At 49.6% G+C, this 25,528-nt stretch carries 21 protein-coding genes; 8 read left to right on the top strand and 13 right to left on the bottom strand.

The window, feature by feature from the left end; translation table 11 throughout:
• Positions 1-67: 67 nt before the first annotated feature.
• Positions 68-697: a 23S rRNA (uridine(2552)-2'-O)-methyltransferase RlmE gene (gene rlmE / locus ACZ5R2_RS05065; RefSeq protein WP_464901282.1), complete on the bottom strand. Its 630-nt coding sequence runs from the start codon at positions 695-697 to the stop codon at positions 68-70.
• Positions 698-973: 276 nt separating this feature from the next.
• Here rlmE and yhbY point away from each other — a divergent pair, with 276 nt between their 5' ends.
• On the top strand, positions 974-1,270 hold the full coding sequence (yhbY, locus tag ACZ5R2_RS05060) for a ribosome assembly RNA-binding protein YhbY (protein WP_438459105.1): 297 nt from the start codon (positions 974-976) through the stop codon (positions 1,268-1,270).
• Between the two features lie 171 nt (positions 1,271-1,441).
• Here yhbY and greA read toward each other — a convergent pair whose 3' ends face one another.
• Complete coding sequence (gene greA, locus ACZ5R2_RS05055; RefSeq protein ID WP_438459106.1) at positions 1,442-1,915, bottom strand: transcription elongation factor GreA; 474 nt, start codon at positions 1,913-1,915, stop codon at positions 1,442-1,444.
• Positions 1,916-2,467: 552 nt separating this feature from the next.
• Between greA and ACZ5R2_RS05050 the strand changes: the two genes are divergently transcribed.
• Together ACZ5R2_RS05050 and dacB are read left to right on the top strand one after the other, a co-directional pair.
• A complete protein-coding gene (locus tag ACZ5R2_RS05050) occupies positions 2,468-3,463 on the top strand; it encodes a porin (protein WP_464901281.1) in 996 nt (331 codons plus the stop codon).
• A gap of 150 nt (positions 3,464-3,613) precedes the next feature.
• A complete protein-coding gene (gene dacB / locus ACZ5R2_RS05045; RefSeq protein WP_464901280.1) occupies positions 3,614-5,056 on the top strand; it encodes a serine-type D-Ala-D-Ala carboxypeptidase in 1,443 nt (480 codons plus the stop codon).
• On the opposite strand, the gene ACZ5R2_RS05040 is transcribed toward dacB, so the two are convergent.
• Together ACZ5R2_RS05040 and tyrS are read right to left on the bottom strand one after the other, a co-directional pair.
• The gene (locus ACZ5R2_RS05040) at positions 5,035-5,880 is read right to left on the bottom strand and encodes a magnesium transporter (RefSeq protein ID WP_438459109.1); all 846 of its coding nucleotides are present in this window, start codon (positions 5,878-5,880) and stop codon (positions 5,035-5,037) included. The two genes, dacB and ACZ5R2_RS05040, sit on opposite strands and share 22 nt — an antisense overlap.
• A gap of 661 nt (positions 5,881-6,541) precedes the next feature.
• Positions 6,542-7,729: a tyrosine--tRNA ligase gene (gene tyrS, locus ACZ5R2_RS05035; RefSeq protein ID WP_464901279.1), complete on the bottom strand. Its 1,188-nt coding sequence runs from the start codon at positions 7,727-7,729 to the stop codon at positions 6,542-6,544.
• Between the two features lie 129 nt (positions 7,730-7,858).
• Between tyrS and ACZ5R2_RS05030 the strand changes: the two genes are divergently transcribed.
• Positions 7,859-9,148, top strand: coding sequence for a peptidoglycan DD-metalloendopeptidase family protein (locus tag ACZ5R2_RS05030; RefSeq protein ID WP_464902310.1), 1,290 nt, complete (start codon positions 7,859-7,861; stop codon positions 9,146-9,148).
• On the opposite strand, the gene ACZ5R2_RS05025 is transcribed toward ACZ5R2_RS05030, so the two are convergent.
• From ACZ5R2_RS05025 to erpA, 3 genes are all read right to left on the bottom strand, one after another.
• Complete coding sequence (locus tag ACZ5R2_RS05025; RefSeq protein ID WP_464901278.1) at positions 9,145-12,321, bottom strand: efflux RND transporter permease subunit; 3,177 nt, start codon at positions 12,319-12,321, stop codon at positions 9,145-9,147. The genes ACZ5R2_RS05030 and ACZ5R2_RS05025 overlap by 4 nt on opposite strands.
• A gap of 9 nt (positions 12,322-12,330) precedes the next feature.
• Positions 12,331-13,443, bottom strand: a complete 1,113-nt coding sequence (locus tag ACZ5R2_RS05020; RefSeq protein WP_464901277.1) for an efflux RND transporter periplasmic adaptor subunit — start codon at positions 13,441-13,443, stop codon at positions 12,331-12,333.
• Between the two features lie 134 nt (positions 13,444-13,577).
• Positions 13,578-13,919 carry an iron-sulfur cluster insertion protein ErpA gene (gene erpA, locus ACZ5R2_RS05015; RefSeq protein ID WP_438473824.1) on the bottom strand — a complete coding sequence of 114 codons (342 nt, stop codon included), beginning with the start codon at positions 13,917-13,919 and terminating at the stop codon, positions 13,578-13,580.
• Between the two features lie 226 nt (positions 13,920-14,145).
• On the opposite strand from erpA, the gene hemL reads away from it, so the two are divergent.
• From hemL to rsmC, 4 genes are all read left to right on the top strand, one after another.
• Positions 14,146-15,432, top strand: coding sequence for a glutamate-1-semialdehyde 2,1-aminomutase (gene hemL / locus ACZ5R2_RS05010; RefSeq protein WP_464901276.1), 1,287 nt, complete (start codon positions 14,146-14,148; stop codon positions 15,430-15,432).
• Positions 15,433-15,563: 131 nt separating this feature from the next.
• A complete protein-coding gene (locus tag ACZ5R2_RS05005) occupies positions 15,564-16,601 on the top strand; it encodes an IS110 family RNA-guided transposase (protein ID WP_464900814.1) in 1,038 nt (345 codons plus the stop codon).
• A 487-nt stretch (positions 16,602-17,088) separates the two neighbouring features.
• A complete protein-coding gene (locus ACZ5R2_RS05000; protein WP_464901275.1) occupies positions 17,089-18,174 on the top strand; it encodes an AI-2E family transporter in 1,086 nt (361 codons plus the stop codon).
• Positions 18,175-18,240: 66 nt separating this feature from the next.
• Positions 18,241-19,266 (top strand): 16S rRNA (guanine(1207)-N(2))-methyltransferase RsmC, encoded by a 1,026-nt coding sequence (gene rsmC, locus ACZ5R2_RS04995; RefSeq protein WP_464901274.1) that lies wholly within the window; start codon positions 18,241-18,243, stop codon positions 19,264-19,266.
• A 117-nt stretch (positions 19,267-19,383) separates the two neighbouring features.
• Here rsmC and ACZ5R2_RS04990 read toward each other — a convergent pair whose 3' ends face one another.
• The 6 genes from ACZ5R2_RS04990 to ACZ5R2_RS04965 all read right to left on the bottom strand — a co-directional run bounded on the left by ACZ5R2_RS04990 (position 19,384) and on the right by ACZ5R2_RS04965 (position 25,517).
• Positions 19,384-20,415, bottom strand: a complete 1,032-nt coding sequence (locus tag ACZ5R2_RS04990) for an ABC transporter ATP-binding protein (RefSeq protein WP_464901273.1) — start codon at positions 20,413-20,415, stop codon at positions 19,384-19,386.
• An 18-nt stretch (positions 20,416-20,433) separates the two neighbouring features.
• On the bottom strand, positions 20,434-22,059 hold the full coding sequence (locus tag ACZ5R2_RS04985; RefSeq protein WP_464901272.1) for an ABC transporter permease: 1,626 nt from the start codon (positions 22,057-22,059) through the stop codon (positions 20,434-20,436).
• Positions 22,060-22,145: 86 nt separating this feature from the next.
• A complete protein-coding gene (locus tag ACZ5R2_RS04980) occupies positions 22,146-23,159 on the bottom strand; it encodes a Fe(3+) ABC transporter substrate-binding protein (protein WP_464901271.1) in 1,014 nt (337 codons plus the stop codon).
• Between the two features lie 204 nt (positions 23,160-23,363).
• A complete protein-coding gene (locus ACZ5R2_RS04975; RefSeq protein ID WP_438459129.1) occupies positions 23,364-24,593 on the bottom strand; it encodes an ammonium transporter in 1,230 nt (409 codons plus the stop codon).
• Positions 24,594-24,618: 25 nt separating this feature from the next.
• Positions 24,619-24,957: a P-II family nitrogen regulator gene (locus tag ACZ5R2_RS04970; RefSeq protein WP_164649095.1), complete on the bottom strand. Its 339-nt coding sequence runs from the start codon at positions 24,955-24,957 to the stop codon at positions 24,619-24,621.
• A 194-nt stretch (positions 24,958-25,151) separates the two neighbouring features.
• Positions 25,152-25,517 carry a YacL family protein gene (locus tag ACZ5R2_RS04965; protein ID WP_464901270.1) on the bottom strand — a complete coding sequence of 122 codons (366 nt, stop codon included), beginning with the start codon at positions 25,515-25,517 and terminating at the stop codon, positions 25,152-25,154.
• Positions 25,518-25,528: the final 11 nt, after the last annotated feature.

The raw sequence follows: 25,528 nt of genomic DNA, 5'->3' as shown, positions 1-25,528 counted from the left end.
AAGGTAGGGTACTACAGTTTATTGGCTGTAGCTATAGTGTTAACTCTCGCCAGCAAGGGCAAAATAGTTAGCCTTTGTAACCAGTGGCTACAATAAATACCTCACGAGAACGCGCTCGTGATGAATCTGGTTTTCGCACCTTAACGGTTCTAAACATCTCACGTATTTCCTTTACGTACTGGTCAAAGCCCTCTCCTTGGAAGACCTTAACCACAAAGCTACCATTAGTGGCTAGAACTTGTCGACACATATCCAGCGCTAACTCTACCAAGTACATCGCTCTGGGCTGATCGACTGAGTTGTTACCTGCAATATTGGGAGCCATATCAGACATTACTACGTCAACCATCGACGGTTGGATTCTTTCTAGCAGAGCCTCAAGCACTGCATCATCACGAAAATCACCCTGAAGGAAACTCACGCCGGCAATTGGATCCATAGGTAACAGGTCACACGCAATGATCTGTCCCGCTTCACCAACAATTTTAGCAGCATATTGTGACCATCCCCCAGGCGCAGCGCCAAGATCCACCACCGTCATGCCGGGTTTAAGCAGCTTATCTTTTGTTTGGATCTCTTCCATTTTGAAGTACGCGCGCGAACGGTAACCCTTTTTGCGTGCTTCATTCGCGTACTTGTCATCGAAGTGTTCCTTCAACCAGCGACCAGAGCTGGCCGAGTGCTTTTGTTTACTCATTCTATTCCCAGTAAGGCACCAAACGGAGCGGTTGTATCAATGGTCCAATCCTCAGACTCTAGGTTGGAGAAGCAGCGCAGTTATTGACAGGGTCATTAACTAACATGATAGTCTAACTATGCAATTATGGTAAAAAAACCAATTATTTATTTGCTAAAAGTGGGCGCCGCAACCTTAAGCGCAGTGAGGATTGGGTTAATAAATTATAGTCTTCCACCATAGATGGCGTTAAAATGGTGCTTTTCAACCCTAAGACTAAAGAAAATTGGCCGCGTAATGAACCTAAGCACTAAACAAAAGCAGCATCTAAAAGGCCTAGCACACTCTCTAAAACCAGTTGTGCTACTTGGCGCAAATGGACTGACAGAGGCTGTTCTAGCGGAAATTGAAATTGCTCTCAACCACCACGAATTGATTAAGGTAAAAGTTGCATCGGAAGACCGTGAGACAAAGAACCTGATCATCGATGCTATCGTGCGTGAAACCGGCGGCGAAAAAGTACAGACTATCGGTAAAACACTGGTACTGTACCGCCAAACCGAAGAGCGTAAAATCGAGCTGCCGCGCAAGTAATCAAATTACTCCAGTCGCAGAGCAAAAAAAAGGTCGCCCAAAGCGACCTTTTTTGTACCAAATTTTCACAAGCGCTGAGCGAAACAGACTGTGTTCGAAGAACATACCAAGTGCGCAAAACTCCTCGAACCCCGCAGGGCAACGCCCGTCCCCGCACCTCGCCCCTGTGTTTTATAGGTATTCGACGCTATCAATCTCGAAGTCTTTCGCACCACCCGGCGTGGTAATCGTCACCTCATCACCTTCCATCTTACCCACAAGGCCGCGAGCAATCGGTGAACTGACTGAGATACGACCGGCTTTGATGTCTGCCTCGTCGTCACCAACGATCTGGTAGGTCTTCTCTTCGTCAGTATCGATATCGATCAACGTAACGGTTGAACCAAAGATAACCTTACCGTTGTTGTCCATTTGCGTCACATCGATGATTTGCGCCACAGACAGCTTGTATTCGATGTCACGGATCTGCGCTTCACAGATCCCCTGCTCTTCACGCGCGGCGTGATATTCGGCATTCTCTTTCAAGTCGCCGAGTTCGCGCGCTTCTGCGATAGCTTCAGAAATTTGTGGGCGCAGTTTAAGTAGGCGATCAAGCTCCTGGCGCAGAAGATCCGCACCACGAACAGTCATTGGAACCTTTTCCATTATTTTTACCCCTATGCCAAAGATGTCTTTGGACAAAAAAACACCGCCCAATCATATGATCAGGAAGTGGATAGAACTTGGATGATGTGTTGAGTGTAAACAAACTCGCGCGGTAAATCATCTAAATTGATCATTCTGCGCGTTGAATCACGACTTGCGAAGTCGCAAGGCCCTTTATCGGCAGAATTGAACCTTCTCTCTCGAACGTGACAGTCAAATAGTGAAAAAGTTCACCTGTAGCACTTTTTTGCCTTCACCAAAACTGCGATTAAACCCCTAAAAATCAGCAGCTTGGATAATAAATCTATCATTCCCTTATAAAAGATACGTCATTAAGTAACTGATTCATAAGAACTAATTATCAATTTATCAACCAAAGCACAATATTTACGCTGCACAGATCACAATTTGGCAATAAGAAACCTACAAACGTGACACAACCCCCTTGAACTGGTTGAAATTTAATCACAAGATGGTTCGCGCGGGGGAGGTCCCCTTCACCTCGCGACAATAACGACAATGATTTATGGACAATAAATTAGGACTAATAAGATGAAAAAAAATGTGATCGCATTAGCAGTGGCAGCTGCTGCAGTGGCTACCGGCGCAAACGCTGGCGAAGTATATAGCAAAGATGGCACGTCACTATCTATCGGTGGTCGTGCTGAAGCCAGATTATCCATCCAAGATGGCAAAGCAAAAGATAAAACGCGAATCCGTTTCAACGTCAAAGGTATAACTGAAATAACCAATCAACTATACGGTGTTGGGTTTTATGAAGCTGAGTACACCACAGCAGACACCGACCCTAATGACCTTACCACTGGCATCGAGCATCGTTATACCTACGCAGGCCTCGGCGGGGATTTTGGTGAAGTAACTTATGGTAAAAATGATGGTGCTCTGGGCGTAATTACTGACTTCACCGATATCATGGCATATCACGGTAACTCAGCTGCATATAAGCTCGAAGTTGCTAACAGAATCGATAACACACTAGGGTATGTTGGAGCGTTTCAAGATCTTAGATTAAAGGCTACCTACAGATTTGCTGATCGTATCGAAACGGCCAGTGGTAACTTTAGTGATAACAAAACAGATGGTTACTCTTTTTCAGGTATCTACAACATCGGTGATACTGGTGTAGCGCTGGGAGCAGGTTATGCTGCTCAAGGTGATAAAGATGCGAATGTTGAAAGCGACCAATATATGCTTGCAGCATCTTTCACATTGAACGATTTGTACTTGGCCGGTGTGTTTGTGGATGGCACAAACGAAGCTACTAGTTTTGGCAAAGCAGATTCTACAGGTTATGAATTCGCGGCTGCATACACCCTTGATCAGCTGGTTTTCACCACATCCTATAACTACCTAGAAGTTGACGACAACGATGCAGTAGATAACTTCGCAATCGATGCAACCTATTACTTTAACCCTGTTTTCCGCAGCTATATCTCATACAACTTCAACCTGTTGAGCACCAAAGACGCAGGTTCAAGCGCAGATGCTGAAGATGAATTGGCTCTTGGTCTACGTTACGACTTTTAAGTCTTAGTTCTGACTAAGCTACATAACGCCTGCTTACATAGCAGGCGTTTTTTACAATAATATTCAAAGTCTTTTCGAACAAATGTCACACCCTAATACAAAACAAGCTAAGATAAACAAGCACTAACCTGACGTCATGGACCGACTCCGATGATACAACCGCTTGCTTATATTTCTCGCCAAGGGCTGTTCTTGGCTAGCTTAATCATCTCCACCTCGATTGCCGCGCAGAACATTATCGAAACGCTCCCTTACGGAAGCCGTGTTACCACTCAGATCGAACTATTAGGTGAATCTAGCTCAAAACAAGCATTGGGCAACAACCAACAACTCTTCCCACCCGCCAGTACGCTCAAGCTCGTCACAGCGCTAGCGGCCAAGCTCACTCTAGCCGAAGACTTTCGCTTTACGACCGAGATCTACCGACACCAAGAAGACCTGATTATCCGCTTTAGCGGCGACCCTCTACTTAGACGTGAGCACCTGAGCAATTTATTAACCCAAGCCAAAGCGCAAGGCATCACGACTATTCAAGGTGACATCTGGCTCGATAACAGTGTGTTCGATGGCTACGAGCGCGCCGTTGGCTGGCCCTGGGATATCCTAGGCGTCTGCTACAGCGCGCCATCAAGTGCTATCTCACTAGATAAAAACTGTATCCAAGCGTCGATTTACACCAATCAAGACGGCTCAACACGGGTGTTCGTTCCCCAGCATCAACCGATCATCGCCACCACCCGCGCAACCACGGTGTCTACACAAGTGCAGCAAGAAACGCACTGCACGCTAGAGCTTACCCCAGATGACAATAACCACTATCATCTTGATGGCTGCCTAGTGGCCAGAGATAAGCCGCTCCCCCTGCGCTTTGCGGTGCAAAACACGGCGCAGTATGTCTCGCTCGTGCTTGAACAACTGCTTATCCAACACAATATCGCCTTTGAAGGGCATATCCACGTCGGTGCTAAGCCCGATTTCCAATATGGTCAGCCGCTTGCGCAGCATACTTCCGTCGAACTCGATCAACTGCTGGTCAAGATGCTCAAAAGCTCCAATAACCTGATTGCGGATAACCTAACCAAAACCCTTGGTCATGTGGTCTTTCAAACACCGGGAACCTTTACCAATGGTACAGAGGCGATCAAGCAGGTGGTGCTTGAGCACAGTGGCATTGACCTAACCCATGCACGCTTAGCCGATGGTTCTGGCCTCTCACGCAATAATCTGCTGACCAGTGAAGATATGGCTAAGGTGCTGCGCTATATCTGGCAGCAAGAGGAGCGCTTGGGCTTAATTGAATTGATGCCGACCGCGGGCGAGTCCGGGACTTTGCAATACCGCCGCAGCATGCGCAAGGCGCCAGTGAAGGGTAACATTATTGCTAAAAGTGGCTCGGTATACGGCACTTATAATATGGCGGGATTTGGTTTAGATCAGCAAGGTAAGCCGCAAACCCTGTTTGTTCAGTTTGTTGCTGATTACCACCCAATAAAAAAGCGCGATGGTATTGCTACCACCGCGCCAATTACGCTATTTGAGACCGAGTTTTATCAGCAAGTGGTTGAGTTTTCTCAGGCAATGCCTAAGAAGTAGTTCACCACGGTGAAGTAGATCCACATGCCTGAAATATCAACGATTGACGCCAGTACGGGGCTCACCAGTACTGCAGGGTCAAGCTTAAACGCACGCGCTAAAATCGGTAGCAAACCACCCAAAATGGTCGAAATCGTCACCTGAATAAACAGCGCAACCGCAATCGCTAGTGCGATGGTATTCAGGTCAAAACCACCAGTTGAGCTGCTATCGCTAAACACTAGGATACGACCGACAATCACCAGCGCAATTACCGCCGCGATACAGATAGCCACGCGACTCTCTTTCCACAGCACCTCAACCCACTGGCGCTTTTTCAGCTCGCCCGTGGCGAGTGCCCTGATAACCAGGGTTGCCGCCTGAGTACCTGTGTTACCACCCGCTGCCGCGATTACCGGCATATAGATAGCGAGCAGCACCAATTGGCTCAAGGTGTCTTCGTATTGGGCGATAATCAAGCCCGAAACGATACCCAGCAGCGCCAACGCCACAATCCACCCGATACGCTGCTTAAAGTGACCAAACACCGAGGTCGATAAATAGGTGTTGGCCGGCTCGACTTCCGAGTGGATCAAACCCAAGTGGTGCGCAAAGTGACGCGCCAGTTTGTCGTGACCATCGATATCGAGTTGGTTTATCAAATCTTGTACATGCCCCAGTGAGCAGTAGTGCAAAATGGCCACTGCCTCTTCCATTGGCATCACAGTCAACAGTTCAACCTGCTTATCCTGGTTGTACTGTAAAAATGCATTCCGTGCCGCCCCGATCTCTTCACGAGAATAACGTGGCGCTTGTTCCAAAGTAGTATTGCTCATTACCGTCATGGCGAATCTCCCGATTGGCAACAGGTAACGACCATCAAAGACACACACAGCCACGCAACACTCGCGCTGCGACTGCAGAATATCTCGAATCTAGATAAACAGGAGAAAAATAAGAGAGGAACGTTTCAAGAAGTTGTTAGAGCTGCTCGTTCTTTGAAAAAGTAAGTTCTTTAAACAAGTGAGCTCTTTAGAAAAGTCGATTCTCTACCGCAAGGTAGAGACAGAGATCGCCAATACCGAAGCGGATTATTCTTCTCCCTTCATACTAGGAGGATGGTCGGTATTGTTCATAGTTATCTCCAAAAGTACTGCAACAATTGCAGCGCGGCGGAGTATAACAACAATTGTGAGTCAGATCATGATATTTTTAAGACAAAGGGGCGAGGCGCGGGGACGGGCAAAGCCCTACGGGGTTCGAGGTGTCCATCACGCGCGGCATACTCAATCGCATGTCGAAGTGGACTGTAATCCGCTATAAGGCCTTATGATAAAAGGGATAAGATTTAGAGAGACAAAGCCAATGATGCGCTAGGAATCTCTCACGCGTGGCAAACACCTCGCACCTCGGAACGAAGTGAACCCCGCTCCCCGCCCCTCAAAAAAAAGTGGGTCAAAATGTTTCCATCCTGACCCACCCATCAACTATTGCACCCTGAGGGCATTATTGAATCGTGATACGCGCAAATTTACGTTTGCCCACTTGGAACACGAACGTGCCTGCTTGAGGGGTAAACTTGGCATCTGCCACTTTTTCACCGTCGATCTTCGCTGCGCCCTGTTTCACCATACGCATCGCTTCAGACGTTGATGAACACAGACCCGCTTCTTTAAGCAGGTTGCTCACCGGCAGGCCAGCTTCGAAGCTGAACTCAGCCATTTCGTCTGGGATCTGGTTTTTAGCAAAACGGTTAACAAACTCTTGCTCAGCCGCTTCTGCATCGGCCTCTGAGTGGAAGCGTGCGATGATCTCTTTGGCTAGCAGTACTTTTACGTCGCGTGGGTTTTTGCCTGCTTCAACGCCTGCTTTAAACTCAGCGATCTCTCCTAGAGGACGGAACGACAGTAGGTCGTAGTAGCTCCACATTAGATCATCAGAGATCGACATGATCTTACCGAACATCTCGCTTGGCGCTTCGCTAACACCAATGTAGTTGTGCGCTGACTTCGACATCTTCTTCACGCCGTCAAGACCAACCAGCAGTGGCATGGTCAAGATAACCTGCGGCTTTTGACCGTGTGCTTTTTGCAGCTCACGACCCATCAGCAGGTTGAACTTCTGGTCAGTACCGCCAAGCTCAACGTCGGTTTCCATTGCCACCGAGTCATAGCCTTGTAGCAGTGGGTACATGAACTCGTGGATAGCGATTGGCTGGCCTGTGGTGTAGCGCTTTTTAAAGTCATCACGCTCTAGCATGCGAGCAACCGTTTGGTTTGCTGCTAGGCGGATCATGCCCTCAGCACCGAGCTCAGATAGCCACTCAGAGTTGAATTGAATCTTAGTCTTAGCAGGATCTAGAATCTTAAACACCTGCTCTTTGTACGTTTCAGCATTACGCAGTACGTCTTCGCGAGTCAGTGGTGGACGCGTGGTGTTCTTACCCGTTGGGTCACCCACCATACCGGTGAAGTCACCAATCAAAAACGTCACATCGTGACCTAGCTGTTGGAAAGTACGCAGCTTGTTCAGGATAACCGTGTGACCCAGGTGGATGTCGGGTGCCGTTGGATCAGCGCCCAGTTTGATGCGCAGAGGACGACCCTCTTTCAGTTTCGCAATCAGTTCTTCTTCTGGAATCAGTTCATCAACACCGCGCGTAATCTCAGCCAGTGCAGCTTCAATGCTCGCCATTCTTGTTCGCTCCCACACATATTCGGAAAATTTAATAGTCCGACAGTGTACTTTAATCGCCGCAACAATTGAAACCAGTTAGACTGATCCTAGAGCAAAAAAACAACCAATAAGCGAATCGCGCCGATGATATTGTCAATATTTAAGCGTCTCCCTTGGCTCCACCGTATCCTAATTGGGCTATCACTCGCATTGATGGCCTTTGCTGCGTTTTTTCTGCCCGAACCGCACACACTGGCGCATTTTGACAACCACTATAAAGTGGGTCAGCCATACCCAGTTGAAATAAACCTGCGCAGGCTGGCTCCCACCCTTACGCTGCCCAGTGATACCTCCCTCAATTGGCAAAAACACCAAGTCGGCAATGGCGAGAGTGCCGCTATCTTATTTAAGCGTCTCAACCTCTCTTCACGGCTACTCTACCAATTAACCTCCACCAACCCGGATATCGAGCGCCAACTCTCCCGCCTCATGCCCGGCGATACGCTTGAGTTCGGATTTGATGATGATGGTGACCTGATTGAGCTGCGCCGCCCACGCAGTGCGACAGAGACCTTTATCGTTACCCGCGCTGCGGATGGATTCGAATCGCAACTGGCCAAAAAGCCAGTCATCACCCAATACAACTACGCGCAAGCGACCATTCACTCCAACTTCTGGAATGCGGGGATCTCGGCCGGTCTGACGGCAAACCAGATCATGGAGCTGGCGGGTATCTTCAGTTGGGATATTGACTTTGCTCTGGATATTCGCAAGGGCGATCATTTTGAGCTGCTCTATCAAGAGCAACTGGTGGAGGGAGAAGTGGTGTCAACCGGCCTGATCATTGCCGCCTCGTTTCGCAATCAAGGACAAACCTTTATCGCCATCCTTGATGAGCGCAGCGGCGAGTACTTTGATCAACATGGCCGAGCGATGAAAAAAGCCTTTTTACGTGCTCCATTGGATTTTCGCCGCGTCACCTCCAACTTTAATCCAGTACGTCGCCACCCTGTGACAGGCCGCGTGGTACCACACAACGGCACAGACTACGCTGCGCCCGTAGGGACCCCTATCTGGGCTGCAGGCGATGGGATAGTAGAAAAGTCTGGCTACAACAAGTTCAACGGCCACTATGTGTTTATCCGCCACACCCGCACCTATATGACCAAGTATCTCCACCTAACTAAACGCAGCGTCAAAACCGGTCAGCGAGTAAAACAGGGGCAGACCATCGGCACATTGGGTGGCACAGGCCGAGTCACCGGGCCACACTTGCACTACGAGTTTTTAGTCAATGGCGTGCACAAAAATCCGCGCACTGTAGACCTACCCCTATCCCCATCACTCAAGGGGCAAGCCAAGAGCCAATTTATCGCCAACGCAACGACCCACCTGGCGAAACTGAGCCGCTACAGCGATTTAATGGTCGCCAATTAGCTTGCCTTGTGATCGTGGCGTTGCAGCGGCCGCTGGGTGATATCGCGAACGGATACCTCTCGAGTCGAGTTATCCTGATTGGCACTGTCGCTCTTACCTTGACCACGCCCAAGCATCAGCAAACAAGGGGTGAGCACCAGCGTCAGTACAGTAGCAAACGCCAGCCCACCCGCGACAGCGGTCGCGAGCTGCGACCACCACTGGGTGCTGGGTGCGCCAAATTCTACTTTCTGATTGATCAGATCAACGTTCATCTCCAGCACCATCGGCATTAAACCTAAGATGGTTGTAACCGTGGTGAGCAATACTGGACGCAAACGCTGCACACCGGTGCGTAAGATAGCCTCGTGCTTGCTTAAACCGCGCTTAAGCAGTTGGTTATAAGTATCAATCAAAACGATATTGTTGTTTACCACGATCCCCGCTAAGGCAATCACGCCAATCCCTGACATGATGACGCCAAAGGGTTTTTGGAAGATCAGTAGTCCCGCGAACACTCCAACAGTGGAAAACAACACCGCGCTTAGAATCAACAGTGCCTGGTAGAAGCTATTGAACTGAGTAATCAGGATCAGCGCCATCACAGCGAGCGCGACGATAAACGCACTTTGCAGGAAGGCCGAGGAGTTCTCTTGCTCCTCATTTTGACCTCGGATCTTAAACTCAACTTCTGCAGGCAATGGCAGTGCGCTGAGCACTTGTTCTATCTTAGGCAACTCGAGCGCTAGGTTATACCCTTCGCGCATATCCGCTTGGATATTGATCACTCGCTCGCCATCAATTCGAGTAATGGTATCTTGCTTGTGGTCGGGGGTAATTTGGGCGAAGTTAGTAATAGGTACTAGGCCCGTTGCCGTTTTCACTCGCAACTCATCGAAGCGACCAATATCTCGCTTACTCGAAGGGTAGCGCACCAAGATATCCACCTCTTCACTGGCATCATCCGGCAAATACTCCCCTATCTTAAGTCCATTAGTCACAAATTGAACCGTGTTACCGACTAAAGTGGCATCGGCGGCAAAGCGAGCTGCGTCATCGCGCTTGATATCAATTTGCCAATCAATGCCCGGCTTACTCGATGAATCACTGATATTGGTCAGCGCCGCATTGCCATCGGCCCAAGCGCGTACTTGCTTAGCCGCGCCATCGAGCACCGACGGCTCACTGGAGGTCATTTCAATTACCAGATCATGTTCAACAGGTGGCCCGGCATCAGGGAACTTAAACTCAATCTCGACCCCAGAAAAATTGGCCGTCTGCTGCTCAAGCTCATCGATGATGGCCTTTATTGAGCGTCGATACTGCCAATCGACGGGCGTGATCTGGATTTGACCAATCTCGTTATCACCGCCGGTGCGAGTGTAAATACTGTCGAACTCATCGTGATTAAGCACGACTTGCTCAATCTCAAGCATAATGCTGTCTTTCTCATAGATGGACAGATCCCCATATGAGCGCACCTTGACCGTAAAATGAGGTGGATCGACTTCCGGGAAGAACTCTGCACCTAATCCTGCTTTGCTATAAGCAAACCCTACCCCAACTGCCATTAGTATTGCAGCCAATAAGATCTTAAGTGGATGGCGAATAGCGATCGCTAGGGTGTGATAGTAAAGCTTGGTTATCCCGGTTGCTTTAGAAAAGTCCCCCTCATGCAGAGCGACCATTTTTATCCGGTTGGCCTCACTGACATGTTGTGGCTTACCGATTAGGCCGCCCAACACGGGCACAAACAGCATCGCCATAACCAGAGAGGCAGACAAAGTGGCAATTAGGGTCAGCGGTAAGTACTTCATAAACTCACCGGTGACATCAGGCCAAAACAATAAGGGCGCAAAGGCGGCCAAAGTGGTCGCGGTCGATGCCGTAATTGGCCATGCCATACGTCTGGCTGCATCACGATAAGCCTGCTTACGAGGTGTGCCCTCTTGCATACGTCGGTCAGCAAACTCGGTGACCACAATCGCCCCATCCACCAGCATGCCAACCGCCATAATCAGCGCAAACAACACGATAATATTGACCGTCAAACCAAACACTGACAGGACTAGTAACCCAGTTAAAAACGAGCCCGGAATTGAAATGCCCACCAACAGAGCCGTACGCACACCCAAGATGGCGATAATCACGATCACCACCAGAATCACGGCTGATAACACATTGTTCTGCAGATCGTTAAGCATCATCTGCACATCTTTGGATTGGTCGCCGGTATATTTTACTAGCAAATTACTCGGCCAGTCTTCACGCTGCTGCGCCGCCTCCATTACGGCTTTTACTAGAGCAACGGTATCGATGATGTTCTCGCCAGCGCGCTTTTTCACCTCTAACACTACCGCCGATTTGCCATCCATACGCGCAAAAGAGTCTGGATCACGAAAGGCCCGGCGCACTGTGGCCACATCACCAACGGTGATCACCTGACGCCCATCCACTTTGACTGGAAGCTCAAGCACGTCTTGCAAAGTAGAGAACACTGAGGGAACTTTAACGGAGAAGCGCCCATAGCCCGTATCAACAAAACCTGCTGCCACAACCCGATTATTCAACGCAACAAGATTAAAGATACTTTGCTGATCAAGGTTGTAGCTCTCCATCAACAGCGGATCAACGATGATCTCAACGATGTCCTCACGATCCCCTGCGATATCCACCTCAAGGATCTGGCGATAGCTCTCCAGACGATCTCTCAGTTGACGCGCAATTTGCACAATCGTGCGTTCTGGGACGGTACCGTAGAGCACCACCGACAGCACTGGCTCTTCTGAGGCCAGGGTCACCTCATTGACGGTGGGTTCATCGCTATCACTAGGCAACTTAGGCTTGGCTTGGTCCACAGCATCACGCACATCTGCCATCGCTTTGGCCAAATCAACGCCGACACTAAATTCGAGCATCACCGAGGCATGACCCTCCGCAGCGGTCGAGGTCATCTCTTTGACGCCCTCAATAGAACGCAGCTCTTGTTCTATCGGCCTGACTAACAATCGCTCCGCATCGGTTGGCGAGATGCCCTGATGCCCGACGGAAACATAGATGATTGGGATGGTAATATCCGGGCTCGATTCTTTAGGAATCGTGATATAGGTGAGCGTGCCTGCAATAAGGATCAGCACCAATAGCGTTAACATGGTGCGCGAGCGCGACAGCGCCGCATCAATGATAGACCACATTACTGCCCCCTATTGGCTTGCTTGATTGCTTGCTCGTGTCGCGATCACCTGGTCGCCATCACGCACAAAACCCTGTCCTGTAGTGATGATATCCACCTCATCACCGAGCCCCGATAGCCACACGCCATCTTGCTCAGCTTTGACGAGTTGGATTGGCACAAAGTGAACTTGCTCATCGACTAACGTCTTCACGCCAAGATCGCCGGACTCATCAAGCGCCAACATCGCTGGGGTAATTTTGACCGCCATAATCTCTCTTAGCGCCAGTGTCACCTCAGAGCTAATCCCAGCCGGAATGCGCTGCTCGGGGTTGTCTATTTCGATTTCAATCGGGAAGGTGTTGGTCGCAGGGGAAGAGACGCGCGAGATATAGCGCACTACGCCTGTCGCGCTATCGCCTTGGATAAAGCGAATAGCGGCATTTTGTCCTAGCTCGAGGCTTTGCACGTGTCGCTCACTAACATCCGCCTCAATCACCACTTTTTCAAGGTCAATGAGATGGGCAATGGGGTCACCGACCGCGACATAGTCGCCTTGCTCAATATGTAAGGTGTCGATAATGCCGCTGAACGGAGCAGTCACTTGGGTATTACGCAGCGCCAGGCGCACGGCGCTGACCATTGCCTTGGCTTCCGCTAGTGAGGCCTCAGCGCTAGCAAACGCTACCTCACCCTGTAAGCCTCGATTTTTCAGCGACTGCGCGGCGTTGAACTCTTTGTTACGCACCTTGAGCATGGCTTGTGCACGTGCCATCTGGATATCAAGGTCACCCTTATCTATCGTGGCAACCACCTGACCTTTAGTCACTTTATCGCCTTTTTTTATCGCCAGTTGGTCAATTTTCCCGGCAAATTCAGCACCAAGGTTGGCAGCTTTGTTTGGCGCAGTGCGACCGTAAAGATCAATGCTTTTAAAGGTGTTTTCGGCACGAAAGGTTTGATAGACCACTTTGGCAAGCGGCACTTGTTGGTCGGATTGGCGATTAGGGTCATTGTCTGCTTGCGCAGGTCCCATCATCAGCCACAGACCAAGCGAGACAAGGAGAAAAAGAGAGATTAGCCAAGGGCGCTGAGTGATCGCCGAGCCTAGTCTCCCCAAGCCAGCATAGGGGAGGTTTGACATACAAAATCCTTTTAATTATTTACTTACATGTGAACAGGCGCATGTAGCACCGGGTTCCTTGTTCACACCTACGTAAGCATCTGCAGTTGGCTCACACCAACTGCTGCATCACATGAGTTATTTACTCACTGATGTTATACGCTAAACGACGCACCGCAACCACAGGTCGTGGTAGCATTTGGGTTATCGACGAAGAAACGCGAGCCCTCAAGCCCCTCGGTGTAATCCACCACACCACCGACAAGGTACTGCAAGCTCATCGGGTCAACCACAAGAGTCACACCACAGTTTTCAATCGTGGTATCGCCCTCGTTCACATCCTCATCAAAGGTAAAGCCGTATTGGAAACCACTGCAACCACCACCGGTGATGTACACGCGCAATTTCAGCGCTGGGTTCTCTTCTTCAGCGATAAGAGTTTTTACTCGTGTTGCTGCCGCTTCAGAAAACGACAATGGAATACTTACTTCGCTCACAAATACTCTCCCATAGAGCCGAACTCGTTGTTTTACATAAGCTTAGTATCTAAGCACTAGAGATAACAACGCGATCTTACGTTTATAGTTTGGTGGGATTATCTAATACCTGAGTGAACCATTCAAGTATTACGCCGCGATGAGCCTAGGAAACCTGTTACTTGAATGTGTGAAGGGGTACAATGCTTGCCAGTTGGTCCCGTAAAAATAACAAGAGGATTGTCGAATGACCAAATCAGCACAACTTTATCAAAAAGCTCAGCAAACCATTCCTGGCGGCGTAAATTCACCCGTGCGCGCCTTTAATGGCGTTGGGGGCTCACCTATCTTTATCGAGCGTGCCGATGGCCCACTGATTTTTGATGCTGATGACAAAGCCTACATCGACTATGTTGGCTCTTGGGGTCCGATGATCTTAGGTCACAACCACCCAGCGATCCGCGATGCGGTGATTGAAGCAGCCCAGCGTGGCCTGAGCTTTGGCGCCCCAACCGCGACCGAGATTGAGATGGCGGAACTGGTGAGTGAGTTGGTGCCTTCGATGGAGCAGGTACGCATGGTAAGCTCGGGCACCGAAGCCACCATGAGCGCAATTCGTCTTGCGCGTGGTTTTACTGGTCGCGACAAGATCATCAAGTTCGAGGGCTGCTACCACGGTCATGCTGACAGCCTACTTGTCAAAGCCGGCTCAGGCGCACTCACCCTAGGCCAGCCAAGCTCACCGGGCGTTCCAGAGGATTTTGCCAAACATACCCTAACCGCAACGTTTAACGACCTTGAGTCAGTACGCGAGCTATTTAGCGCTAATCCTGGCGAAATCGCCTGTATTATTGTCGAGCCTGTCGCGGGCAATATGAACTGTATCCCACCTATCGCAGGCTTCCACGAGGGCTTGCGTGAAATCTGTGACCAAGAAGGCGCGCTGTTGATCTTTGATGAGGTCATGACCGGCTTCCGCGTGGCACTGGGCGGCGCGCAAGCACACTACAATATCAAGCCAGACCTTACTACCCTAGGTAAAGTAATCGGTGGCGGCATGCCAGTCGGCGCTTTCGGTGGCCGCAAAGACGTCATGCAGTACATCGCCCCAACTGGCCCGGTTTACCAAGCAGGTACGCTATCTGGTAACCCAGTCGCGATGGCAGCAGGCCTAGCTTCTCTGTCTCTCCTGCGTCAAGCGGGCAACGAAGAGCGCCTAGCCGAGATCACCAAGCAGTTGGCCGATGGCTTTAAAGCCAGCGCCGACAAGCACGGTATCCCACTGCTAGTTAACCAAGTCGGCGGCATGTTCGGCTTCTTCTTCACCGATCAAACCGAGATCACTTGCTACGAAGACGTCACCAAGTGCGACATCAAACGCTTCAAGCGCTTCTTCCACCTAATGCTAGAAGAGGGCGTCTACCTAGCCCCATCCGCATTCGAGGCAAGCTTCACCTCCCTCGCACACGGCGAAGAGCAAATTCAAAACACTTTGGCGGCCGCTGATCGCTGTTTTGCTGCACTCGCGGAATAAACTCACCGCACGCGGTTTAGGGGGCGGGGAGCGGGTTACACTTCGTTCCGAGGAGATAATTGGACTCCCCCAACCCCGAAAGGTTGACTAACATTTGAGTTGTAAAGCCTAAATGTTAAAAGGAGTCCAATATGAAACGTATAGTATCTGGTGTTGATTTAGCAAAGAGTGAAATCCAAGTTTGTGTTACGCAACACAGCAAAGTGCGTTCCAATAAGGCAATGACACCTCAGGATTTTAACCACTGGCTTATAACGTCTAAACCGATGACCATCGTTTTCGAAGCGTGTGGCACCTCTAACTACTGGAAGCAACAAGCTATAGCGTGCGGGCATGATGCCAGACTCATTTCAGCTAAGCTGGTTGCCAGTATTCGACAAAACCAAAAGACCGATAAGAATGATGCATTAGCTATCGTTCAGGCTTCGCAAGTTACTGATATTCAGTTTATTAATGGCAAATCTAAAGAGCAACAAGAGAAGCAAAGCCTTATTCGCCTACGAGACCTTGCAGTGAAACACAAGGTCGCCAGTCTCAATCAACTCTCTTCTCTATTACTCGAGTTCAATATCCGTATTTCGCCGAGTAAAGGGGGAATAAACGGTGTTGTTGCATCGGCTCTAGAAGATGCAGAGAATGGTTTTTCTAGTGAATTTAGGGTGGCACTTAATACGGCCTGGCAACAGTATTTAACCCATGTTGAAAACGTCGACCAATATGATAGCTGTATAGAAAAAGCTGCACATAGGCAGAAGGAATGCAAAAAGCTTATGGCGATAGAGGGTGTAGGCCCTTTGAATGCGATTAATCTATATATTTCTCTTGGTTGTGGCGAGATGGGGTTTTTCAAAACAGGGCGTGATGCAGCAGCTTGTATTGGCTTGACCCCAATACAGCACTCTTCTGGTGGTAAGACCAAACTGGGCTCCATAGGTAAGTATGTCAAAAATAAAATGGTTAGGAGCTACTTGGTGAGTGGAGCGATGTCGGTGATAAATCAAGTAATGCGCCGCGAAGCCAGAACCAAAAAAGAACAGTGGATCCAACAGTTGGTTGAGCGACGAGGAAAGCGCTGTGCTGCTGTGGCTTTAGCAAATAAAACAGTCAGAACAGCGTTCTCTATGCTAACCAAAAATACCGAATACAAAGCCGAGCCTTTAGAGGCTTAAAGCGTTAAACAACAGTAATGCTCAATAAAAGATGAAAATCAGCTCGTAGAGTCAGTATCTCGCTAGGAGCATTAAGCTCGCCGAGGAGAGTTGACCACGAGTTCGCGTAAATATCACAGAGCCAGAGATTGCTTCTCAATCAGAGCTCGTACATAAGCACGCATTTATTCTTTATTTGTTAATTACTGCTGTTGACAAGGGGGAGTCCACATAAGCGAGGAGTATACAACACGTGATACACTCCTCGCTCCCCGTAGGGCAAAGCCCGTCCTAGCCCCTCGTACCTGAGATTATGTGAGGAATCCGCAGTGCGCGGTAATTTCCTCGCATCTCGCTTCTCGATTCCCGCCTCTGCTCTTCCTCGTCCCCCGTAGGGCAACGCCCGTCCCCGCTCCTCGCCCCTTTGTTTTATGTTGATAACCCTCTGTTTTACATCCATTATAAAGAAAGTCCTGAAACCAAAAGCCGACACGGTAGAGACCCTGGTATGAGTGAAAAAGTTAAGATCACCTCGAGTCATCGAGTTTTAATCGTTGCGCTGATTGCTGCTGCGATTGCCTGTTACTTGTTGATTGCACCTTATATCAACTCTATCGTGATGGCCTTTATTATCTCGCTGCTGATGTTTCCGATGCATGAGTGGTTTGAGCGCAAGATGCCTAGCTCACCTAACCTTGCTGCGCTGCTGTCATGCATTGTGCTGACGTTTATTATCGTGATTCCACTGCTGTTTGTGTTTGGTGCAATTATTCAGCAAGGCTCAAGCTTTTCGCAAAACGCCTATCAGTGGGTGACTCAGGGTGGGATTGAAGAGCTGCTTAATCACCCTTGGGTGGGAAAAGGGCTCAGCTTTGTGAACAGTTACTTACCGTTTGATGATATCGACCCACAGCAAATTGCCCAGAAAGCCGCGCAGTTTGCCTCAACTCTTGGGACAGGGCTTGTGAGCATAAGCGCCAAAGTCCTGGGCGATGCGACCAACTTCTTGGTGTCGTTCTTTTTGATGCTGTTTGTGCTGTTCTTTTTGCTGCGTGACCACGACAAGATCATCAGTGTGATGCGCCATATCCTGCCCTTCTCCCGCAGCCAAGAAGACAAGTTGTTGGATGAGATTGAGCAGGTCTCTAAGTCTGCGGTCATGGGCTCATTTCTGACTGCGATTGCGCAAGGTTTTGCTGGCGGTATCGGTATGTGGCTCGCCGGCTTTCCGGGGCTTTTCTGGGGAACCATGATGGGCTTTGCCTCTTTTATTCCTGTGGTCGGAACGGCACTAATCTGGATACCTGCCACGGCTTACCTCTTCTTGGTTGGTGAGGTAGGCTGGGCCGCATTCCTTGCCATCTGGAGTATCGCGATCGTCGGCTCGATAGATAATATCTTGCGCCCACTGCTGATGCAGGGCAGCGCAGGAATGAACACTTTAATGATTTTCTTCTCGCTGCTCGGTGGTATCCACTTGTTCGGCTTGATTGGTCTGATTTATGGCCCACTGATTTTTGCTATCACCATTACCTTGTTTAATATTTACGAAGAAGAGTTCAAAAGCTTCCTCGATTACCAAGATAATAACTAACCCGACTTCAAGCGGGCGCTTGGTTGTGAGACAATCGCGCGCCTTTTCACTTTTGATGGATTTTGTATGTCTGCTTATATTGCCCCAAGCCAGGTAGCCGAGCGTCAACTTGAGTACTTTGCTGGTAAACACGTCTTAGTCGCGGGAGAGATTGAAGACCTGTTCCCGGTCGAGCTACAAAAACACTGTAACTCAGTCAGCGTGTTCACCACTCACTACGGCTACTATCGACAGATACAAAATTACTCATCGATCAAAAGCCAATTTGCCGCCGAGCTCAGCATGGAAACCCCAGCCGATATGGTGCTGCTCTACTGGCCTAAAGCGAAAGCGGAGGCGGAATTTTTACTACGCATGCTGATGGCCAAACTGGGCAAAGATACCGAAATTGTTGTCGTGGGTGAGAATCGCTCTGGAGTGAAAAGCGTCGAGAAAATGTTTGCCTCTTATGGGCGCATCACTAAGTATGACTCAGCGCGCCGCTGCTCTTTCTACTGGGGACAATGCACAGAGACACCGGAGCCGTTTGAACTGACAGACTGGTTTAAGCAGTACTCCGTGACCTACGCCGACCAAACGCTAGAGATCCACAGCCTGCCAGGCGTATTTAGCCATGGTGAGTTTGATATTGGTAGCCGCTTACTGCTCGATAACCTGCCTAAGCTGCGAGGTCGTGTACTCGACTTTGGCTGCGGTGCAGGCGTGCTTGGCGCTGTGATGGCAAAACTCAACCCAGAAATTGACCTTCAGATGTGTGATATTAGTGCCCTAGCCATTGCTTCGAGCCAAGCCACACTAGCCGCCAATAACCTAAAAGGTAAAGTGCTGGCCTCCGATGTGTTCAGTGACATTAACCCGGACCTAGACTACCTAGTCACCAACCCACCGTTCCACTCTGGTCTCGATACCAGCTACAGCGCCACCGAAACCTTGCTCGCCGAGGCACCGAAATACCTCAAATCCCAAGGTGAGATGTTCGTTGTCGCCAACAGCTTCCTAAAATACATCCCAATTATTGAAGCTGCTTTTGGCCGCTGTGATACCCCAGCTAAAACCAACAAGTTCACCATATATCACGCTCGCCGCGCGTAGCGCGAGGGGGCGAGATACGAGTACGGGCACAGCCCTTCGAGGCGCGAGGCGCTCTACGCGCGCGTCTTATTACTCGCCCCTCGGAACGAAGTGTAACCCGATTCTCGTCCCTGTCTTTCAGCGGTAAGCCAAAATCCCTTGCGTGTCCACTTCAACACTTACCGCCTGCCCTCGCTGCAAAGGCTGCGGTGAGGTCGCCAACAAGCTGTGGCTATCGATATCGATGACATAACGACAGTGATCTCCCATAAACTGCTGTTCGAGCACAGTGATCTTGCTCTCGTCTGAAGCATTGATCACGATATGTTGCGGGCGCAAGAGTAACTCACACCCACTACCAAGCTCTATCTGATCTTGTGCTTTGGCTTCGATAATGCCAAGGCTAGTCTCAAAAGTATCTTCACTAACACGAGTCGCTTTAAGGTAGCTACCTCCACCAAGAAAATCGGCAACAAACTTGCTAGACGGCTCGAAGTACAGCTCCGACGCCGTGCCATACTGCTCGATCACGCCCTGATTCATGACCGCCATCTTGTCAGCAAAGGCGAACGCCTCTTCACGCGAGTGGGTAACGAAGATCGCCGTCACGCCCTGCTCTTTAAACAGGCGGCGGATCTCACCAATCAGCTCGTGACGCACTTGGGTATCGATATTCGAGAACGGCTCATCGAGTAGTAGCAGATCGGGCTTGTATGCCAGCGCGCGAGCAATTGCCACACGTTGCTGCTGACCACCAGAGAGTTGGTGCGGATAGCGATCGCCATACGGCTCAAGATGCACCAGTGATAGCATCTCTTTCACCTTGGCTTGTTTGGCCGACTTATCCATATCACGTAGACCAAACGCAATATTCTCCGCCACCGTTAGGTGTGGGAACAGTGCATAATCTTGGAAGATCATGCCGATATTACGCTGCTCAGGTGGTATCCAGTGCTCGCCGTCGTCGATCAGCATGCAATTGAGACTCATGTGGCCGGATTTTAGTGGGATCAGGCCGGCGATCGACTTAAGTAGCGTGGTTTTACCACAACCACTCGCGCCAAGCAGGCAGACGATCTCACCATGCGCCACTTCAAGCGACAGGGTATCCAACACGGTTTGGTCATCGTACTGGCAGGTAAGATTTTGAACAGAAAGTGCGCAGCTCATAGTCGATGCTCCAAACAGTTAATGAGAGTGCTCAAGCGAGCGGTTAATTACAATCAAGGGGATTAAGCCGACCAACACCAGCAGCACAGCAGGCATGGCGGCAAGCTCAAGCTGTTCATCAGAGGCAAAGTTGTACACATAGGTCGCCAGCGTTTCAAAATTGAACGGGCGCAACAATAGCGCCGCATTGAGCTCTTTCATCGCCTCAATAAAGACCAGTAAGCCTGCAATCAATGCGCCGCGGCGGATCAACGGCAGATGCACGCGCCACAGCATCCGGTTTGAATCGCAGCCCATAGTACGTGAAGCCATATCTAGCGATGGAGAAACCTTGCTTAGGCTGCTCTCAATACTGCCAATCGCCACTGCCGAGAAGCGCACGACCATGGCAAACACGATTGCAAACATCGAGCCTGAGAAAATCAGTCCGGGTCTGCCCCACTCCATCCAACGAGCGATATCGTTGACAAAATGATCAAGTGCAATCACCGGCACTAGAATACCAATCGCGAGCACTGTGCCTGGCACTGCATAGCCCATTGATGATAAGCGCATCGCCGCCACGTTAGAGCGACTGGCTATGAGTCGATGGTTAAAGTTCACCACGATGGCCACCGCCGTTGCGATTACTGCGGCACTGATGGATACCTGCAGGCTGTTGATCGCGTATTCCTGAAACTGACTGGTCCAGCTCTGCTCAAAGTAGGCCATCGCGTACTTGATCAACTGCCCAAGCGGCAGAATAAACGCAATCGTCACCAGCCCCCAACACCAACCAGCTGCGAGCCATTTTCTCCAGCCGTGCAGCTCATAGCGAAAATCTTCATGACTGCTAAACGTGGTTTGAAACAGCTTTTGTCGACGTCGGCTATAGCGCTCAGCACTGAGCAGCAGCACCACAAACACCAGCATGACCGCTGAGATTTTGGCCGCGGCTGACAGGCTAGAGTAACCAAGCCAAGTATCATAAACTGCCGTAGTCAAGGTACTGACAGAGAAGTAGTTTACCGTACCAAAGTCACCTATTGTCTCCATCGCAACCAGTGACAAACCCACTGCAATCGAAGGGCGCGCCAGTGGCAGTGAGATGCGCACAAAGCTCTCCCAAGGTGAACATTTTAGCAGCCGCGCCGACTGCAGCAGCGAGACGTTCTGCTCCATAAAGGCCGCACGGGCCAGCAGGTAGACATACGGATACAGCACTAGGGACAACACCCAGGTTGCCCCGGCTAAGGTTCGAATATCGGGAAACCAATATTCTCCTGGTCCCCAACCAGTCATATCGCGCAGCATGATCTGCACCGGCCCAGCAAAATCAAACCAGTCGGTGAAGATATAACCAACGATGTAGCCCGGCATGGCTAGGGGTAGGACGAGCGCCCACTGCAACACACCCGCGCCAGGCACTCGGCACATGGCCATCAGCCAAGCTGAAGGAATACCAAACACCAGTGACAGCAGCATCACGCCAGCGACTAGCAAAAGGGTATTCGAGATATAGGTAGGCATCACCGTCGCCATCAGGTGAGCGAAGATATCGTCTGCATCACCAAGTGCGGTGTAAAAGATGGCTAAAATAGGCAAAACCAGCAGCACGGCCAAAGCGAAACTACTGGTCTTCCAAGTTAAAATTGTTGTTTTCATTCTTTGAGTAGCAAAACCCAGCGCAGCGCTGGGTCACTCTTAATAGACCTTAATAAAGTAAGGGGCAATTTATACTCCTGTATTTACTAGAGATCAAACTTCACTTCGTCTAACAGGCGGATAGCCGCAGAATGGTATGACGCAATCTCATCGAGAGCGATGCTATCTGGCTTGAAGTCGCCCCAAGACTCAACCAGCTCAGAGCGCTTCACACCCTCTTTCACTGGGTACTCAAAGTTAACCTCAGCGTACATCTGCTGGGCTTTATCTGCAGTAAGGAACTCCATCAGTTTCAGTGCGTTATCCTGATTAGGCGCGTACTTAGCCATCGCCATACCAGATACGTTAACGTGAGTGCCCTCAGTTTGTTGATTCGGGAAGTTGATGTAAACCGCCTCCGCCCAAGCTTTCTGCTCGGCATCATTGACCATATTGCCTAGGTAGTAGCTGTTACCTAGAGATACATCACACAAGCCTTCGCGGATTGCTTTTACTTGGCCGCGATCATTGCCCTGAGGCTTACGCGCTAGGTTGGCTTTTACGCCCTCTAGCCACGCCTTAGTTTCTGCTTCGCCGTGGTGCGCAATCATCGATGACACTAGCGAGATGTTATATGGGTGCTTGCCCTGACGAGTACAAATTTTACCTTTGAATTCAGGGTTAGCGAGATCAGCATAGTTGAACTCTTCACCCAGCTTGCCGACACGATCACGAGAGGAGTAGACATTACGAGTACGTAGAGTAAGTGCAAACCATTCGTTGTCAGTATCACGATATTGCGCTGGCACGTTTTGCTCGATCACCTCGCTCTCTACAGCTTGCACCAAACCTTTGTCGGTAAGCTCAGCTAAGCGGCTAATATCCGTGGTTAAAAGAACGTCAGCAGGGCTGTACTGCCCCTCTTGCGCCAACTTCTCAGCCATACCTTGCTTAGCAAACATCACGTTGACTTTAATGCCGGTCTCTTGCGTAAACTCTTTAAACATTGGCTCAACCAAGAAAGGCTGGCGGTAAGAGTAAACATTCACTTCGCCAGAAGCCATTGCCGCCGGTGCGAGGGTCGCACAGACTAAAGCAGAGAGAGTCAGCATTTTTTTCATCGTAAGTCTTCCATTGTCTGATAACAATCGGCAAATAAGCGATTGTCAAAATGAGTGATCTGCAGTCAGATGCAAATCAAATCGGGAATGATAACGTTTATCACTTTCGTTATTATATTTAGCAACATCCTCATTGCAACGTTCAAACACAAAAAAACCTGCCACATTGGGCAGGTTTTTGTAAATAAGTTTTCTATTTGGTGATTATTTCACCGTAACAAACTCTGGGTAAGCACCAACACCACAGTCGTGCATGTCCATACCCTCTAGCTCTTCTTCTTCGCTGACACGGATACCGATAGTCGCTTTTAGGATACCCCAAACCACCATACTTGCCGCGAATACCCAGCCAAAGATAACCACTGCACCAAGAAGCTGAGCACCGAAGGTAGTGTCTGCATTGCTTAGTGGCACAACCATTAGACCGAAGAAGCCACACACACCGTGAACTGAGATAGCGCCCACTGGATCGTCAATCTTAATCTTGTCTAGACCGATGATGCTGAATACAACCAGTGCACCAGCTACCGCACCCACGCTACATGCAGCTAGTGGTGATGGTGAAAGTGGATCTGCCGTGATGGCCACCAAGCCTGCTAGCGCACCGTTAAGAATCATTGTTAGGTCAGCTTTGCCCCAAGTTGTCTTACAAACAAGTAGCGCTGCGATGGCACCAGCTGCTGCCGCTGCGTTAGTGTTTAGGAAGATTTGACCGACTGCCGTTGCGTTCTCGAAATCAGAAACCATTAGCTGAGAGCCGCCGTTAAAGCCGAACCAACCTAGCCAAAGGATAAACGTACCCAGTGTAGCAAGTGGCATGTTTGAACCAGGAATTGGGAAGATTTCGCCTTTTTTACCGTATTTACCTTTACGAGCACCAAGTAGAAGCACACCAGACAATGCCGCTGCAGCGCCCGCCATGTGTACGATACCTGAGCCTGCGAAGTCACTAAATCCTGCTTCCGCTAGGAAACCGCCGCCCCAAGTCCAGTACCCTTCCATTGGGTAGATAAAGCCAGTGAGTACGACAGCAAAGATAAGGAAAGACCACAGCTTCATACGCTCAGCAACCGCGCCTGAAACAACAGACATTGCTGTCGCTACAAACACAACTTGGAAGAAGAAGTCTGACTCTAGCGAGTGGTCAGCATCCGCCGCTTGCTCGCCGATTAGGCCGCCAATCGATGGTAGCCAACCGCCCTCACCATTGTCGACGTACATGATGTGGTAACCCACAAGCAAGAACATCGTACAAGCGATAGCGTATAGACAGAAGTTTTTAGTCAAGATTTCGGTGGTGTTTTTAGAGCGCACAAGACCGGCCTCTAGCATGGCAAAGCCTGCTGCCATCCACATCACCAACGCACCTGAGATGAGGAAGAAAAAGGTATCTAGTGCGTAACGTAATTCAGCTACTGTTACTGAAAGTTCCATAGTTATTCTCCAATCCTTTGAATTGTTATAATGCTTCTGTGTCCATTTCACCGGTACGGATGCGAACCGCTTGGCTTAGGTCATAAACGAAGATTTTACCGTCGCCAATTTTACCTGTGTGCGCGGCCTTAGTGATCGCTTCAATGACGCGGTCAACATTCTCTGCTTGAGTGGCAATTTCTAGTTTTACTTTAGGTAGGAAATCCACCTGGTATTCTGCGCCACGGTACAGCTCCGTGTGGCCTTTTTGACGACCAAAGCCTTTTACTTCAGATACCGTCATCCCTTCGATACCTACATCAGCAAGTGCTTCACGCACGTCGTCTAATTTAAATGGTTTAACAATCGCATTGATTAGTTTCATCGCTTCCTCTCCGAAAACATCTTAAGTCTGGTGTGACTCTACTAATCCAAACTACGTGCCAACTTTTTTAATTCAATACAATCAATCACTTACATCACATTCGTGATTTTACGCACAAAAAAGGCGCACTATTTTGGTGCGCCGAACTCACAAAAATGAAGCAAAGCGTTAACAACTCACCATAACGGTGCAAGCTAGTCGATAAACCCTCGCCACTGGATCAGCAGGGATTCAAAATCATCCAAGCCACACATCGACTCAGTCTCATCGGAATAACTGCTCAGCTCCTCGTCCTGCCAAGCATCACTGTCGTCTGACACGGTATGGGCCTTGATAGTCACCTCATGGTCATAGATGGATAGGCTGTAGCCCTGCCCTAAAGATCGCACTTCTTGGAACGGATTTGCGCGAGCCTGGTCGATTTGCGCCAAGTAGCTGTCGATAGCACTGATATCTGTGCCTAATTCAGATTCAACCCACTGGGCAATGGCTTCGTGACCCATGCTGCAGTAAACCGTGTAGGTTCCGAGTAAGGTGTTCTTTTTAAATTCAAAATCCATAAATCAACCTG

It is taken from the genome of Vibrio sabulosilitoris (assembly GCF_055391395.1).
Note: the sequence above shows the minus strand (reverse complement) of the source record. Positions and strands in the feature narration are given on the sequence as shown.